At 64.2% G+C, this 14,303-nt stretch carries 13 protein-coding genes; 8 read left to right on the plus strand and 5 right to left on the minus strand.

Annotated elements, in window-relative coordinates; genetic code table 11:
- Positions 1-23: 23 nt before the first annotated feature.
- The 4 genes from CR105_RS22330 to CR105_RS22345 all read left to right on the plus strand — a co-directional run bounded on the left by CR105_RS22330 (position 24) and on the right by CR105_RS22345 (position 3,289).
- On the plus strand, positions 24-800 hold the full coding sequence (locus CR105_RS22330) for a ferredoxin--NADP reductase (protein WP_099792340.1): 777 nt from the start codon (positions 24-26) through the stop codon (positions 798-800).
- A gap of 122 nt (positions 801-922) precedes the next feature.
- A complete protein-coding gene (locus tag CR105_RS22335; protein ID WP_229414075.1) occupies positions 923-1,855 on the plus strand; it encodes a transporter substrate-binding domain-containing protein in 933 nt (310 codons plus the stop codon).
- Positions 1,852-2,595, plus strand: coding sequence for an amino acid ABC transporter permease (locus tag CR105_RS22340; RefSeq protein WP_099792344.1), 744 nt, complete (start codon positions 1,852-1,854; stop codon positions 2,593-2,595). Before CR105_RS22335 ends, CR105_RS22340 begins: the two co-directional genes overlap by 4 nt.
- A gap of 1 nt (position 2,596) precedes the next feature.
- Positions 2,597-3,289 (plus strand): amino acid ABC transporter permease, encoded by a 693-nt coding sequence (locus CR105_RS22345; protein WP_099792346.1) that lies wholly within the window; start codon positions 2,597-2,599, stop codon positions 3,287-3,289.
- A gap of 4 nt (positions 3,290-3,293) precedes the next feature.
- On the opposite strand, the gene CR105_RS29510 is transcribed toward CR105_RS22345, so the two are convergent.
- From CR105_RS29510 to CR105_RS22370, 5 genes are all read right to left on the minus strand, one after another.
- Positions 3,294-3,515 carry a type II toxin-antitoxin system MqsA family antitoxin gene (locus CR105_RS29510; RefSeq protein WP_099792348.1) on the minus strand — a complete coding sequence of 74 codons (222 nt, stop codon included), beginning with the start codon at positions 3,513-3,515 and terminating at the stop codon, positions 3,294-3,296.
- Positions 3,516-3,682: 167 nt separating this feature from the next.
- On the minus strand, positions 3,683-4,909 hold the full coding sequence (locus CR105_RS22355) for a CaiB/BaiF CoA transferase family protein (RefSeq protein ID WP_099792350.1): 1,227 nt from the start codon (positions 4,907-4,909) through the stop codon (positions 3,683-3,685).
- Positions 4,909-5,691, minus strand: a complete 783-nt coding sequence (locus CR105_RS22360) for an enoyl-CoA hydratase/isomerase family protein (protein ID WP_099792352.1) — start codon at positions 5,689-5,691, stop codon at positions 4,909-4,911. Before CR105_RS22360 ends, CR105_RS22355 begins: the two co-directional genes overlap by 1 nt.
- A gap of 33 nt (positions 5,692-5,724) precedes the next feature.
- Entirely contained in the window at positions 5,725-8,772 is a 3,048-nt protein-coding gene (locus tag CR105_RS22365) for an FAD-binding and (Fe-S)-binding domain-containing protein (protein ID WP_099792354.1), read from the minus strand.
- Between the two features lie 4 nt (positions 8,773-8,776).
- Positions 8,777-9,496: a GntR family transcriptional regulator gene (locus tag CR105_RS22370; protein ID WP_099792356.1), complete on the minus strand. Its 720-nt coding sequence runs from the start codon at positions 9,494-9,496 to the stop codon at positions 8,777-8,779.
- A 205-nt stretch (positions 9,497-9,701) separates the two neighbouring features.
- Here CR105_RS22370 and CR105_RS22375 point away from each other — a divergent pair, with 205 nt between their 5' ends.
- From CR105_RS22375 to CR105_RS22390, 4 genes are all read left to right on the plus strand, one after another.
- Positions 9,702-10,922, plus strand: a complete 1,221-nt coding sequence (locus tag CR105_RS22375; RefSeq protein WP_099792358.1) for a pyridoxal-phosphate-dependent aminotransferase family protein — start codon at positions 9,702-9,704, stop codon at positions 10,920-10,922.
- Between the two features lie 63 nt (positions 10,923-10,985).
- Positions 10,986-11,984, plus strand: a complete 999-nt coding sequence (locus CR105_RS22380) for a Bug family tripartite tricarboxylate transporter substrate binding protein (RefSeq protein ID WP_099792360.1) — start codon at positions 10,986-10,988, stop codon at positions 11,982-11,984.
- A 22-nt stretch (positions 11,985-12,006) separates the two neighbouring features.
- Positions 12,007-12,525, plus strand: coding sequence for a tripartite tricarboxylate transporter TctB family protein (locus tag CR105_RS22385; protein ID WP_099792362.1), 519 nt, complete (start codon positions 12,007-12,009; stop codon positions 12,523-12,525).
- 13 nt (positions 12,526-12,538) lie between these two features.
- Positions 12,539-14,038: a tripartite tricarboxylate transporter permease gene (locus CR105_RS22390; RefSeq protein WP_099792364.1), complete on the plus strand. Its 1,500-nt coding sequence runs from the start codon at positions 12,539-12,541 to the stop codon at positions 14,036-14,038.
- Positions 14,039-14,303 lie beyond the last annotated feature (265 nt).

Here is a 14,303-nt window from a genome sequence, read left to right on the forward strand (position 1 = left end):
GGACGTTTATTTAAGGCTTATTTATGGCAAATTTTGCAACAGAACGCGTGCTCAGCGTTCACCACTGGAACGACACGCTGTTTTCGTTCACCACCACGCGCGACGCTAGCCTGCGTTTCGAGAACGGCCATTTCGTCATGATCGGCCTGCAGGTCGACGGCAAGCCGCTGATGCGCGCCTACAGCATCGCCAGCGCCAACTACGACGAATACCTGGAGTTTTTCAGCATCAAGGTGCCGAACGGTCCGCTGACCTCGCGCCTGCAGCACCTGGCCGTCGGCGACGAATTGCTGGTGGGACGCAAGCCGACCGGCACGCTGATCCTGCACGACCTGCTGCCCGGCAAGAACCTGTACCTGTTTGGCACCGGCACCGGCCTGGCGCCGTTCCTGTCGATCATCAAAGACCCGGAAACGTACGAGCGGTTCGAAAAAGTGATCCTGCTGCACGGCGTGCGCCAGGTCAGCGAGCTCGCCTACAAGGACGTGATCACCGACGAATTGCCGACCAATGAATTCTTCGGCGAAGACGTGCGCTCAAAACTGATCTACTACCCGACCGTCACGCGTGAGCCGTTCGTCAACCGCGGCCGCCTGACCGACCTGATCGAAAGCGGCAAGCTGTTCGAAGACATCGGCCTGCCGCCGCTCGATCCGGCCACCGATCGCGTCATGATCTGCGGCGGTCCGGCGATGCTGAAAGATATCTGCGTACTGCTCGATGAGCGTGGCTTCAAATCCTCGCCGCACATCGGCGTGCCGGGCGACTACGTGATCGAACGGGCCTTCGTCGAAAAGTGACGCACGGCGCAGCACCTCAAGCTTGTCTCAAGCTTTAGCGTGCAACTAAACAGCGCGCATCCAACTCCAAACTGAAGGCACCGGCGCATTGCGCGCCGGTCTTCTTACGTTTGGAGATTGCCATGACTCCGCTTCCTGCAATGGTTCGGGCACTGTTCGCCGCAGTCCTGCTGTGCGTCAGCGCCAGCCTGGCCCAGGCGCAGGCGCCGGGCGGCACGCTCGACAAGATCAAGAAAGCCGGCGTGGTCACGCTGGGCGTGCGCGACGGCTCGGTGCCGTTTTCCTACCTCGACGACAAGCAGCAGTACATCGGCTATTCCGTCGACCTGTGCATGCAGGTCGTTGCCGCCTTGCGCCGCGAGCTTGGCATGCCGAACCTCAAGGTGGCGATGAACCCCGTCACCTCCGCCAATCGGATTCCGCTGATGGCGAACGGCACCATCGACCTCGAGTGCGGCTCCACCACCAACAACCTCGAACGACAGCAGCACGTGGCGTTCGCGCCGACCATGTTCGTCATCGGCAGTCGGCTGCTGTCAAAAAAAACTTCCAACATCAAGACGCTGGCCGACATGAAAGGCAAGACGCTGGTGGCCACGGCCGGCACGTCGACGCTCAAGCAGATGACGATCCTCAACAAGGAGCAGAAACTCGGCATGACGATCCTGGTCGGCAAGGACCATCCTGAATCCTTCCTCATCATGGACACCGGCCGCGCCGTCGCGGAAGCGAACGACGATATCTTGCTGGCGGCGCAAGTGGCCAGTTCGAAAAATCCCGCTCTGTACGACATCAGCAAGACGCCGCTGTCGGTGGAACCTTACGGCATCATGATGCGCAAGGGTGACCCGGCCTTCAAGAAAGTGGTCGACGCTGCCATCGCCGGCGTCTACAAGTCGGGCCAGATCGACGCTATCTACAACAAGTGGTTCATGGCGCCGATTCCGCCGCGCCAGATCAACCTGAACTTTCCGATGCCGCCGCAGCTCAAGGCGGTGTTCGCCCAGCCTACCGATTCGGGCGACCCCGCGGTGTATGCCGCACTGGTCAAGTGAATTACCACTGGAACTGGGGAATTTTTTGGGAAGTGTCGCCCGATGGCGTCAGCACCTACTTCGACACGTTGATGGCGGGAACGGCATGGACGCTGGCGACGGCGCTGTCGGCCTGGGTGCTGGCGCTAGCGCTTGGCCTGGCGGTCGGCATCGCCAGGACGCTGGATAACCGGATTGTCGCGGCCTTCGGCAACACCTACGTCGAGCTGTTTCGCAATATCCCGCTGCTGGTGCAGATGTTCCTGTGGTATTTCGTGATGCCGGAAGTGTTGCCGGTGGCGGCAGGGGCTTGGCTGAAAGCGCGGCCGGATGCGGCGTTTTTCACCGCTGTCATGGCGCTGGCGTTTTTCACGTCGGCGCGGGTGGCGGTGCAGGTGAGTGCCGGCATTGAAGCGCTGCCGCGCGGGCTGAGCCAGGCAGCGACCGCCCTTGGCCTGCAGGGCGCGCAAACCTATCGCTTCATTCTGCTGCCGATCGCGTGCCGCCTGATTTTGCCGCCGCTGACGAGCGAGTTTCTCAACATCATAAAGAACAGTTCGGTCGCGCTGACCATCGGCCTGGTCGAGCTGACGGCGAGCGCGCGCGCCATCCAGGAGTTCTCGTTCCAGGTGTTCGAAGCGTTTTCGGCGGCGACGCTCATCTACCTGGTTATCAACATGGTCGTCGCGTACCTGATGCAGCTGCTGGAGAAGCGGGTGGCGGTGCCCGGTTTCACCGTTGCCGCGGCGAAGGGGCACTGACATGTTCGCCGGCTTCGACGTCGACGTCATCGTCCGGTCGCTGGGTTACCTGTTCGGCACCGGCATGGTGTTCACGCTCAAGCTGACGGTGCTGGCGATGGCTGGTGGAATCGTGCTGGGCACGATGTTGGCGATGATGCGTTTGTCCGGCAACAGGCTCGTATCGCTGCCGGCGGCAACCTATGTCAACCTGGTGCGATCGGTGCCGCTGGTGCTGGTCATCTTCTGGTTCTACTTCCTGGTGCCGTATATTGCCGCGTGGGTGATCGGGGCCGAGCAGCCGGTCAAGGTGGGCGCATTCGCCTCGGCGCTGATCACCTTCGTCATGTTCGAGGCGGCCTACTATTGCGAGATCATGCGCAGCGGCATCCAGTCGGTGTCGCGCGGGCAGGTGCTGGCGGGCGAGGCGCTGGGGCTGACGTACGGGCAGGTGATGGGATCGATCGTGCTGCCGCAGGCGGTGCGCAACATGCTGCCGGTGCTGCTGACCCAGACCATCATCCTGTTCCAGGATGTGTCGCTGGTGTACGTGCTGTCGATCCCGGACTTTGTCGGCGCCGCCAGCAAGGTTGCGCAGCGCGACGGCCGGCTGGTCGAGATGTACCTGTTCGTTGCTGTCGTTTATTTCGTGCTGTGCTTCGCGCTGTCGCTGCTGGTGAGGCGAGTCCAGCGGCGTGTTGCAGTGCCGAGCTAGGCGGTCACGCCATTTTCGCTACTATCGAGGCATTGACTTGCTGGTTGAACACGAGCATTACATTCATAGTACGCCGCGACTCGTCTGCATCGAGAATGTACTCAGTGCAGGCGGGGCAGAATTCGCCCGTCACGTGGGGGAGAACAATAGCGTCACCCTTGTAAGAATAGATTACGTCGCGCGTGTCATGAATCAAGTCCGCGGCGTCACATTTTGGGCATCTCATATTCAAATTTCCTTGAACGACACAGCCAGCACGTCGTCTACCATCCAATATATAACTTGCCGCCAGATTTGCTAGCAGCGGCGGATTCGGGGTCTGACCTCAAAGGAAAAATCGGGTCAGACCCCTGCTGCTGGGTCGGCCACCTGCTGCGTAGGCTCCTTGCCGGGTTACCTGGCCGTAGTCGCTTCTTCTATCACACCGGCGGCGACGAAGGCGTCGATCTCGGCGTCGCTGTAGTCGTATTCGCGCAGCAGTTCGCGCGAATGTTCGCCCAGCATCGGCGCCGGCCGGTCGATGCGGGTCGGCGTCCTGGAGAAATGGATCGGGCAGCCGAGCGCCTTTGTCGCGCCCGCCTGCGGGTGCACCAGGTCGACCACCATCTCGCGCGACAGCGTCTGCGGATGCGTCAGCGCTTCCTCGATCGTGTGCACCGGGCCGACCGGCACGCCGGCCGCATCGAGCACCGCGATCCAGTGGGCCTTGCTGCGCGTAACGACGACTTCGTTCATGCCGGCAATTAGCGCGTCGAGGTTTTCCATGCGCGCCGAATTGGTGGCGAAGCGCGGATCCTCGCGCCATTCGTCGTGGCCGAGCGCGCCGGCGATGCGTTCCCAGTTGCCCTGGTTGGCGCCGCCGATGTTGAGCCAGCCGTCGCTGGCGCGAAACGCCTGGTAGGGCGCCGTCAGCAAGTGTGCCGAGCCGGTCGGACCGGACGACTCGCCCGTGGCAAAGTAGATCGCCGCCTGCCAATAGGTCTGCTGGATCGCCGCTTCCATCAGCGACGTGTCGACCACCTGGCCTTCGCCCGTCTTGAGCTTGTGCACGTAGGCCGCGGTGATGCCGGCCACCGCCAGGATGCCGGCGTTGATGTCGGCGATCGAGTTGCCGGTCTTGGCCGGCGCGCGGCCCGGCTCGCCCGTGACCGACATCAGCCCGGAAAAGCCTTGCGCGATCAGGTCGAAGCCTGGCTTGTCGCCGTACGGGCCGTCGCGACCATAGCCGGACACGGCGCAGTAGATCAGGCCGGGATTGACCGCGCTCAGCACGTCGTAGCCGAGGCCGAGTTTTTCCAGCGTGCCCTTACGGTAGTTTTCGGTCAGCACGTCGGCGTCCTTGACCATCCGCAGCAGGATGTCCTTGCCCAGCTGGTGCTTCAGGTTCAGCGCGATGCCGCGCTTGTTGCGGTTCAGGATCATGAACGGGGCGGAGACGCCGTTGACCCGCGGCTCGCGGTAGCCGCGCGCGTCGTCGCCGCCAGGCAGCTTTTCGACCTTGATGACGTCGGCGCCCATGTCGGCGAGCATCATGCCGCAGGTCGGGCCGGCCATGATCTGCGCCAGCTCGAGTACGCGCAGGCCGGCCAATGGCCCGGTGTGGGCACCCTTGTTGGTCATCAAGCGCCGGTCCACTGGGGTTTTTGCTTTTGCAGGAAAGCCGACACGCCGATGCCGAAGTCGGCACTGCCGTAGGCGGCGCGGATCAGGTCTTCGCCGCCCGGCAGATTTTCCTGCGCCAGGCGGCGGATCGCTTCTTTCGACACGCGCATCGTCACCGCGGCGTGGCCGGACAGGCGCTTGCACATGTGGGCCACCGTTGCATCGAGCTCGGTCGGCTCGGCGATCTCGGTGACGAAGTCGAATCCCTCGGCTTCGCCAGCGGTGATGGTTTCGGCGAGCAGCAGCATGCGCTTGGCGCGCGGCACGCCGAACGCTGCCACCACGCGCGCGATGTTCGACATCGACAGGCAGTTGCCGAGCGTGCGCGCAATCGGCACGCCGAACGACGCCTCCGGCGTCGCGATGCGAAAGTCGCAGGCGGCGCAAATGGCGAGGCCGCCGCCGATCGCCCAACCCTCGACGATGGCGATGGTCGGCATCGGCAGCCGCTCGATCTGGCCGATTATCTGGTCAATGGTTTTTTCGTAGGCGACACCGTCGCCGCCGCCCCTGAAGGTGGAGAACTGTTCGATGTCGGTGCCGGCCACGAAGGCCTCGCCGCCGGCGCCGCGGATGGTGGCCACGCGGATGTTGCTGTCGCCGGCAATCTGGCTGCAAATTGCCGCCAGCTGCTCGTACATCGGCCAGGTCATCGCATTGCGTGCTTCCGGCCTGTCGATCAGGATGGCGGCAATGCCATCGCTGATGGTCAGGTGAACTTTGCCCGTCTGGTCACTCATGATCGTACCCTCCGCAGTTGAACTCCATGACAATTACGCCAGCGCGCGCGCCAGCACGCGCGCCACGTGCACCGCTTCGCGCTGCCGGCCGTCGTCGCCGCGCGTGCCGTCGGCGATCTGGTGCCGGCAACTGGTGCCGTCGGCCACCACCAGCGTATCTGCTGGGGCGGCGCGCACCGCCGGCAGCAGGGATAATTCTGCCATTTTCATCGACACGTCATAGTGCGCCGCTTCGTAACCGAAGCTGCCGGCCATGCCGCAGCAGCTCGACTCGATCAGCTCGACGCTCAAGCCAGGAATCAGGCCAAGTATCGCCTGCACCGGCCGCACCGCGTCGAACGCTTTCTGGTGGCAGTGGCCATGCAGCAGGGCGCGGCTGACTGGCAAGGCTTTGAGCGGCAGGTTCAGGCGGCCGGCGGTGTCCTCGCGGGCGAGGAATTCTTCGAACAGGAAAGCGTGCGCGCCGAGCGCTTCGGCGTCCTTGCCCAGGCCCATGACGAGGAACTCGTCGCGCAAGGTGAGCAGGCAGGACGGCTCGAGTCCGACCACCGGGATGCCGCGCGCGACGAACGGGCGCATCGCTTCGACGACGCGGCGCGCTTCGGCCTTGGCCTCGTCGACCAGGCCGCTGGCGAGGTAGGTGCGCCCGCAACACAGCGCGCGACCGGGCTCGGCGTCGCCGGCGGCCGGGCGCGCCACGTGGACCTTGTAGCCGGCCGCTTCCAGCACCTGCAGGGCGGCAATCGCATTCTCGGACTCGAAATAATTGTTGAAGGTGTCGGCGAACAGCACCACCGTGGCGTCAAGCGGATTGGCGCGCGGCGCCACGTGGCGCATGAAGGTGTCGCTGCGCCAGGTGGGCAGGGAACGCTTGGCCGACAGGCCGAGCAGCTTTTCGGTCAGCGCGGCGGCGCCCGGCAACGTGTTGCGCAGGTTGGCCAGCATCGGCAGGCGCGACGCCCACGGCGCCCAGCGCGGCAGGTTGGCGATCAGCCGGTCCTTCAGGCTGAGGCCGTGCTTCTTCTGCCAATGGAACAGGAATTCGGTTTTCATGCGCGCCATGTCGACGCCGGTCGGGCAGTCGCGCTTGCAGCCTTTGCAGCCGACGCACAGGTCGAGCGTCTCGCGCATTACCTCGGAGGTGAAGCCGTCGGGGCCGAGCTGGCCGGACAATGCCAGGCGCAGCGTGTTGGCGCGCCCGCGCGTGAGGTGCTGCTCGTCCTTGGTGACGCGGTAGCTCGGGCACATGGTGCCGGCGTCGAACTTGCGGCAGTGGCCGTTGTTGTTGCACATGTCGACGGCCTTGGCGAAGCCGCCAGCCGGGTCGCCGCCGGTGCCGGGCGCGCTTTCCCGCTCGGTCACCGGATCGGTCTGCACGTTCCAGGCAGACCAGTCGAGCGCGGGTTTCAGCGCGACCGGATCGTAGCCCGGCTTGAAGCGAAACAGCGAGCTGTCGTCCATGCGCGTGGCGCGCACGATTTTGCCGGGATTCATCAGGCCGGCCGGATCGAACAGATCCTTGATGTCTTCGAAGGCCTTGATCAGGCGCGTGCCGAACTGCCAGGCCACCCATTCGCTGCGCACCAGGCCGTCGCCGTGCTCGCCGGAGAAGGCGCCCTTGTACTGGCGCACCAGCGCGCCGGCTTCTTCGGCAATGGCGCGCATCTTGGCGGCGCCGCCGCGGCGCATGTCGAGGATCGGCCGCACGTGCAGGGTGCCGACCGAGGCGTGGGCGTACCAGGTGCCGCGGGTGCCGTGGCGGGCGAACACTTCGGTCAGGCGGCTGGTGTATTCGGCCAGGTGTTCGAGCGGCACCGCGCAGTCTTCGATGAACGACACGGGTTTGCCGTCGCCGCGCATGCTCATCATGATGTTCAGGCCGGCCTTGCGCACTTCCCACAGCGCCTTCTGGGCGTTCGGGTCGGTCATCTCGACGACGCTGCCGGGCAGGCCTAGGCTGGCCATCAGCTCGACCAGCCTGGCCAGGCCTTCGTTTTGTTCAGCGAGCGAGGCGCCGGCGAACTCGACCAGCAGGATCGCTTCCGGCGCGCCGATCAGCGCCTTGTCGATGACCGGGCGAAACGCCGGATTGTCGCGCGCCAGCTCGATCATGGTGCGGTCGACCAGTTCCACCGCCACCGGCGCCAGCGTGACGATGTGGCGCGTCATCTCCATCGCCTGGACGAACGTGGGGAAGTTGATCACGCCGAGCGTCTTGTACTTGGGCAGCGGCATCAACTTGAGCGTGACGCGGCGGGTGACCGCCAGCGTGCCTTCGCTGCCGACCAGCAGGTGCGCCAGGTTGACGCTGTTGTCCGGCGTGTACGGGCGCTCGCTTTGCGGATGGTAGACGTCGATGTTGTAGCCGCCGACGCGGCGCATCACCTTCGGCACCATGCGCGCGATCTCGTCGTGCTCGCGCGCGGCGATGGCGCGCAGGCCGTCAACCAGGGCGCGCACGGCCGGCGTGGCGTCCCGCAGCATGGCCTGTTCGTCCTGGAAGCGCACTTCGGTGCCGTCGGCCAGGATGGCGTCGATCGACTCGACGTTGTGCACCATGTTGCCGTAGGCGATGGAGCGCGAGCCGCACGAGTTGTTGCCGGCCATGCCGCCGATGGTGCACTGGGCGGCGGTGCTGACGTCGACCGGGAACCAGACGCCGTGCGGCTTGAGCCAGGCGTTCAGGTGGTCGAGCACGATGCCCGGCTGCACCGTCACCGTCATCGCTGCAAGGTCGAAGTCGGTGACCTGGTTCAGGTACTTGCTGTTGTCGATGACCAGCGCTTCGCCGACCGTCTGACCGCACTGGCTGGTGCCGGCGCCGCGCGACAGGATCGGCACGTTCATGTCGCGCGCGATGGCGATGGCCGCGGTGACGTCTGCTTCAGTGCGCGGCACGAACACGCCGACCGGCTCGACCTGGTAGATCGACGCGTCGGTGGCGTAGCGCCCGCGCGAGGCGGCGTCGAACAGCACTTCGCCGCCCGTCTCGGCGGCCAGGCGGCGGGCCAGCCCTTGCCGGTTCATGCTGGTGGCGAGCTGTTCGCTCAACTTGATCGGCGCGGCCGCTGGTGCATTCATTGGTTCAGGATCCCGGTGTTGGTTTCGAACCGCGCAGGTCGGCGACGACCGTGTCGCGCTTGGTCAGCAGGTGGTGTTCGAGGATGGCGCGCAGGGCCTGGCCGTCGCGCCGTTCGAGCGCGTCGAGCATGGCGCTGTGTTCCTTCATGGCCGCGTTCCACTTGTCCTGGTTGAAGTTGGAGCGGAACCGCAGGTTCTGGATGCGCGCATTCATCTGCAGGTAAGTGCCGGTCAGCACGGCATTGCCGGCGCTGGCGTTGATGCGGTCATGGATGACGTGGTTGATCTTGTAGTAGGCGGCCAGGTCGCGGCGCGCATGGGCCGCCATCATCTCGTAGTGCAGCGCGCGGATCTCGGTGATCTCGGCGTCGGTGATGCGCTGGCACGCCAGCAGGCCCGACAGCCCCTCGAGGGCGCCGAGCACTTCGAACGTCTGCTCGATGTCGGCCACCGACAGCTCGGCGACCTGGGCGCCGCGGTTGGGCAGCAGCTCGATCAGGCCTTCGCCGGCGAGCACCTTGAACGCTTCGCGCAGCGGCGTGCGCGAGACCATCAACTGTTCGCACAGCACCCGTTCGTTCAGGCGCGTGCCGGGCAGTAAGGTGCCTTCGATGATCATGTCGCGCAGCCGCACGGTGACCGCCGAAGCGAGGCCCTGGCGGTCGATGCCGGCGGCGCGCGGTTCGGCGGCAGGGAGGTCGGAATTAGGTAAGTCTTCAATCATGGGAATATTGTATACGATTTTAAGCGACGCACACACTTATCTCCACGCCTGCCGCACAGCCATATTTCCCTGTGAAATGCTGCGGTAGCAGCATTGGATTGCACTTAAAAAGAGCTTGACTCATTCCGTTTTAAGTATATTGTATGCAAAACATTTGCGTTCTTGAACTGATCTGGCGCGCGCGTTTAACCCAAGGAGTGGCCCAATGTTGAAGTTGAATTCCCATCCATCCGGCAGGCATTTCCTGCAGATTCCCGGTCCCACCAATGTGCCTGACCGCATCTTGCGGGCGATGGATTATCCAACCATCGACCATCGCGGGCCCGAGTTCCAGCAGTTGGGCAAAAAGATTCTCGGCCAGATCGGCAAGATCTTCCAGACCGAGCAGCCGGTGGTGATCTATCCGGCGTCCGGCACCGGCGCATGGGAAGCGGCGCTGGTCAATACCTTGTCGCCTGGCGACACGGTGCTGATGTACGAGACGGGCCACTTCGCCACGCTGTGGAAGAAGATGGCCGACAAGCTGTCGCTCAAGTCCGAGTTTCTCGGCGACGACTGGCGGCGCGGCGTCGATGCTGCCAAGATCGAGGCGCGTCTGCGCGCAGACAGCGGCCACGTCATCAAGGCGGTGGCGGTGGTGCACAACGAAACCTCGACCGGCGTGACGTCCGACATCGCCGCGGTGCGCCGCGCGATCGATGCGGCCGGCCACCCAGCGCTGCTGCTGGTCGACACCATCTCGTCGCTCGGCTCGCTCGACTACCGGCATGACGAATGGGGCGTCGACGTCACCGTCGCCGGCTCGCAGAAAGGGCTGATGCTGCCGCCCGGCCTGTCGTTTAACGCGGTGTCGCAGAAGGCCATCGCGGCGTCGAAGACGGCCAAGCTGGCGCGCGCGTTCTGGGCGTGGGACGAAATCATCGAGGCGAACAAGAACGGCTTCTGGCCGTACACGCCGGCCACCAACTTGCTGTACGGCTTGTCCGAGGCGTGCGACATGCTGCTGGAAGAGGGCATGCAGAACGTGTTTGCACGGCACCAGCGCCATGCCGAAGCGACGCGCCAGTGCGTGCGCGCCTGGGGCCTGGAGATCCTGTGCCAGAACGAGGCCGAATACAGCGGCGCGCTGACGGCGGTGGTGATGCCGGTCGGCGCCGGCGGCGAGCGCTGCAACGCCGACGCATTGCGCAAGGTCATTCTGGCCAACTTCAACATGTCGCTCGGCCAAGGCTTGAACAAGCTCTCCGGCTGGGTGTTTCGCATCGGCCACCTGGGCGACTTCAACGACCTGACCTTGATGGGCACGTTGGCCGGCGTCGAGATGGGCCTGGTGCTGGCCGGCGTGCCGCACAAGGCCGGCGGCGTGGCGGCGGCGATGCAGTCGCTGCAGCAGTCGGCCGTCGCGGTGGCGGCGCAGCCTGCCTGAGTTCTACCAATTTCATTTAGCACTTCCACATAAGCGGCCACAGCCGCAACAGGAGACGACAACATGAACATCACCATCAAGCAGACACTCACGATCGCCGGATTAGCCCTTGGCATGTCCCACGCCGCCGTGGCCAACGCGTGGGAGCCGACCAAGTCGGTCGAATTCATCGTGCCGTTCTCGGCCGGCGGCGCGACCGACCAGATGGCGCGCTCGATCCAGGGCATCATCACCAAGAACAAGCTGATGAGTCAGCCGGTCGTGGTGCAGAACAAGGCCGGCGCCAGCGGCGCCGAAGGCTTGCTCGACATTCAGAATACGCCGGGCGACAACCACCGCCTGGTGGTGTCGTCGTCCGGCCTGTACACGGTGCCGCTGGCCACCGGCCTGGCGTTCAACTGGCGCGACCTGACGCCGGTGGCGATGGTGGCCCAAGACGAGTTCGTGTTGTGGGTCAATGCCGAAACGCCGTACAAGGCGCCGATGGACTATTTGAATGAAGTGAAGAAAACGGCGTCGAAAATCAAGATGGGCGGCACCAGCTCGAAGCGCGAAGACCACATCATCACCGCGCTGATCGAGAAAAAGGTCGGCGCCAAGTTCATCTACATCCCGTATAAAGGCGGCGGCGAAGCGGCGACCCAGCTGTCGGGCAAGCACATCGATTCGAACACCAACAATCCATCCGAGTCGATCTCGCAGTGGCGCGCCGGCCAGCACCGCGCGCTGTGCCTGTTTGCCGACAAGCGCAGCTCGTACACCGACAAGGTGACCGCGACGCAGAGCTGGGCCGACGTGCCGACGTGCAAGGAAAAAGGCCTCGACGTGCAGTACCAGATGCTGCGCGTGTTCATGTTGCCGGGCAAAGTGGCGCCGGACGTGACCAAGTTCTATGTCGAGCTGCTGCAAAAAGTGATCGCCACGCCGGAGTGGAAGGCCTACGTCAAGAACAATGCCCTGAAACCGACCGTCATGATCGGCGAGGAATTGCGCGCCTACATGGGCAAGGACGAGCAGGCGCACCGCGAGATCATGAAGGCGGCCGGCTTCCTGGCGCCGTGATCCGCACACAGGGGCAAACGACATGAGCACCCAGGAAGAAATCCACGGCAGCGTGGAAACGTCGCCGGCGGTCATCACCAAGCGCACCGCCGAGATCGCCGTCGGCTTCATCGTCATGGCGTTCGGGCTGCTGGCCATCATCAGCAATTACCAGCTGGGGGCAGGGTGGAGCGAGGACGGGCCGCAGGCGGGTTATTTCCCGTTGCGGATGGGGGCGGCGATTCTTATCGCCAGCATCTTCGTCATCTACCAGGCGGTGCGCAAGAACGACCGATCGGCGTTCGTCGAGCAGACCCAGCTCAAGCTGGTGGCCACCGTGCTGCTGCCGCTGGTGGTGTACATCGCGGCGATCAAGTATGTCGGCATCTATGTGGCGTCGACGCTGTTCATCGGCATCTTCATGCGGCTGGTGGGCAAGTTCGGCTGGATGCGCTCGGTGCTGACCGCGCTCATCATCGACGCCGTCTTGTTCTGGGTGTTTGAAATCATGTTCAAGGTGCCGCTCCCGAAGGGGCCGCTCGAACAGATGTTTGGTTACTGATCGGATCTGACGCATGGATGACTTTAATTCACTGATGCATGGCTTTTCGATCGTCTTGTCTTGGCAAAACATCGGACTGATGATCATCGGGATCTTGCTGGGGATCGTGGTGGGGGTGCTGCCGGGCCTGGGCGGACCGAACGGCGTGGCGATCCTGCTGCCGCTGACGTTCGCGATGAATCCGACCTCGGCGATCATCCTGCTGTCGTGCATCTACTGGGGCGCGTTGTTTGGCGGCGCCATTACGTCGATCCTGTTTAATATTCCGGGCGAGGCGTGGTCGGTGGCGACCACCTTCGACGGCTACCCGATGGCGCAGAACGGCAAGGCCGGCGAGGCGCTGACCAGCGCGTTCACCGGCTCGTTCATCGGCGCGCTGGTTGGCGTATTGATGATCACCTTCCTGGCGCCGCTGGTGGCGAAATTCGCGCTCAGGTTCGGGCCGCCCGAATTTTTTGCGGTCTACTTCCTGACCTTCTGCAGCTTCATCGGCATGGGCAAGGAGCCGAAAGGCAAGATCGTCATCGCCATGTGCGTCGGCTTCGTGCTCGCCGCCGTGGGCCTCGACACCATCTCCGGCCAGCTGCGCATGACGTTCGGCCAGCCGGTGCTGCTGCGCGGCTTCGACTTTCTGGTGGCGGTGATCGGCCTGTTCGGCATCAGCGAGATTCTGATGACGATCGAAGAGGGCCTGGCGTTTCGCGGCAAGAACGGCAAGATCGACCTGAAAATCGTGTTCAAGACCTGGGCCCAGATGCCGCGCCACTTCATGACCTTGATGCGTTCGTCGGCGATCGGCTGCTGGCTTGGCATTACGCCGGGCGGCGCGACGGCGGCGTCGTTCATGGGCTATGGCGTGGCCAAGAAGTTCTCGAAGGATCCGGACAGCTTCGGCAAGGGCAATGTCGAGGGCGTGCTGGCGCCGGAAACCGCGGCGCACGCCGCCGGCACCAGCGCGCTGCTGCCGATGCTCGCGCTCGGCATTCCCGGCTCGGCCACGGCGGCGGTGCTGCTGGGCGGCCTGATGATCTGGGGCCTGCAGCCAGGCCCCTTGCTGTTCGTCGAGCAGAAGGATTTTGTGTGGGGCCTGATCGCCAGCATGTACCTCGGAAACATCGCCGGCCTGATCATCGTGTTGGCATCGGTGCCGCTGTTTGCCGCGATTCTGCGCATACCGTTTTCGATCATCGCCCCCGTGATTCTGGTGGTGTGTGCGATCGGCGCTTTCACGGTCCACAATGCCGCGTTTGACATCTGGCTGATGCTGGCCTTCGGCATCGTCGGCTACGTCTTCAAGAAGCTCGACTATCCGCTGGCGCCGCTGGTGTTGGCGCTGGTGCTGGGCGACCGCGCCGAGGACGCGTTCCGCCAGAGCATGCTGGCCTCGCGCGGCGGGCTCGACATCTTCTGGGCCAACGGCCTGGTCGGCACCATCATGACCCTGGCGCTGGTTGGCCTGGCCTGGTCGCTGCTTAGCGGCGCGCGCGGCAAGATGCGCCAGCGCGCTGCCTGACGGCAAGCGCACGTAAGGAAACGCCCGTGGGCCAATCTGGCGCACGGGCGTTTTTTTGTGTGCGCCCAGCATGGGCGCACTCTTGCGGGTGCAAGTCCCGCCGCGAGCTGACCACAGCGAGCGAAAGGAAGCGCAACTGCGGAAGGGCGACCGACTGTGGGGAGGAAGCGTGGAGCGAAACTGCGAGCCGATGAACAAGAATCGGATACAAGGCGCTGCTTTGCAGGGCGAGCGGGCACGAAACCGCGAAGCTCTTGTGGTCAAT

It is taken from the genome of Massilia eurypsychrophila (genome assembly GCF_002760655.1).
In the GTDB taxonomy this organism is placed as follows: Bacteria; Pseudomonadota; Gammaproteobacteria; order Burkholderiales; family Burkholderiaceae_D; genus JAFCUW01.

What these genes read in the sequence shown, in the direction of transcription:
- CR105_RS22385 (WP_099792362.1), top strand. Translation starts at nt 12,007, where the DNA reads ATGAGCACCCAGGAAGAAATCCACGGCAGCGTGGAAACGTCGCCGGCG.
- CR105_RS22365 (WP_099792354.1), bottom strand. Translation starts at nt 8,772, where the DNA reads ATGAATGCACCAGCGGCCGCGCCGATCAAGTTGAGCGAACAGCTCGCC.
- CR105_RS22355 (WP_099792350.1), bottom strand. Translation starts at nt 4,909, where the DNA reads ATGACCAACAAGGGTGCCCACACCGGGCCATTGGCCGGCCTGCGCGTA.
- CR105_RS22335 (WP_229414075.1), top strand. Translation starts at nt 923, where the DNA reads ATGACTCCGCTTCCTGCAATGGTTCGGGCACTGTTCGCCGCAGTCCTG.
- CR105_RS22380 (WP_099792360.1), top strand. Translation starts at nt 10,986, where the DNA reads ATGAACATCACCATCAAGCAGACACTCACGATCGCCGGATTAGCCCTT.
- CR105_RS22360 (WP_099792352.1), bottom strand. Translation starts at nt 5,691, where the DNA reads ATGAGTGACCAGACGGGCAAAGTTCACCTGACCATCAGCGATGGCATT.
- CR105_RS22375 (WP_099792358.1), top strand. Translation starts at nt 9,702, where the DNA reads ATGTTGAAGTTGAATTCCCATCCATCCGGCAGGCATTTCCTGCAGATT.
- CR105_RS29510 (WP_099792348.1), bottom strand. Translation starts at nt 3,515, where the DNA reads ATGAGATGCCCAAAATGTGACGCCGCGGACTTGATTCATGACACGCGC.
- CR105_RS22370 (WP_099792356.1), bottom strand. Translation starts at nt 9,496, where the DNA reads ATGATTGAAGACTTACCTAATTCCGACCTCCCTGCCGCCGAACCGCGC.
- CR105_RS22330 (WP_099792340.1), top strand. Translation starts at nt 24, where the DNA reads ATGGCAAATTTTGCAACAGAACGCGTGCTCAGCGTTCACCACTGGAAC.
- CR105_RS22345 (WP_099792346.1), top strand. Translation starts at nt 2,597, where the DNA reads ATGTTCGCCGGCTTCGACGTCGACGTCATCGTCCGGTCGCTGGGTTAC.
- CR105_RS22390 (WP_099792364.1), top strand. Translation starts at nt 12,539, where the DNA reads ATGGATGACTTTAATTCACTGATGCATGGCTTTTCGATCGTCTTGTCT.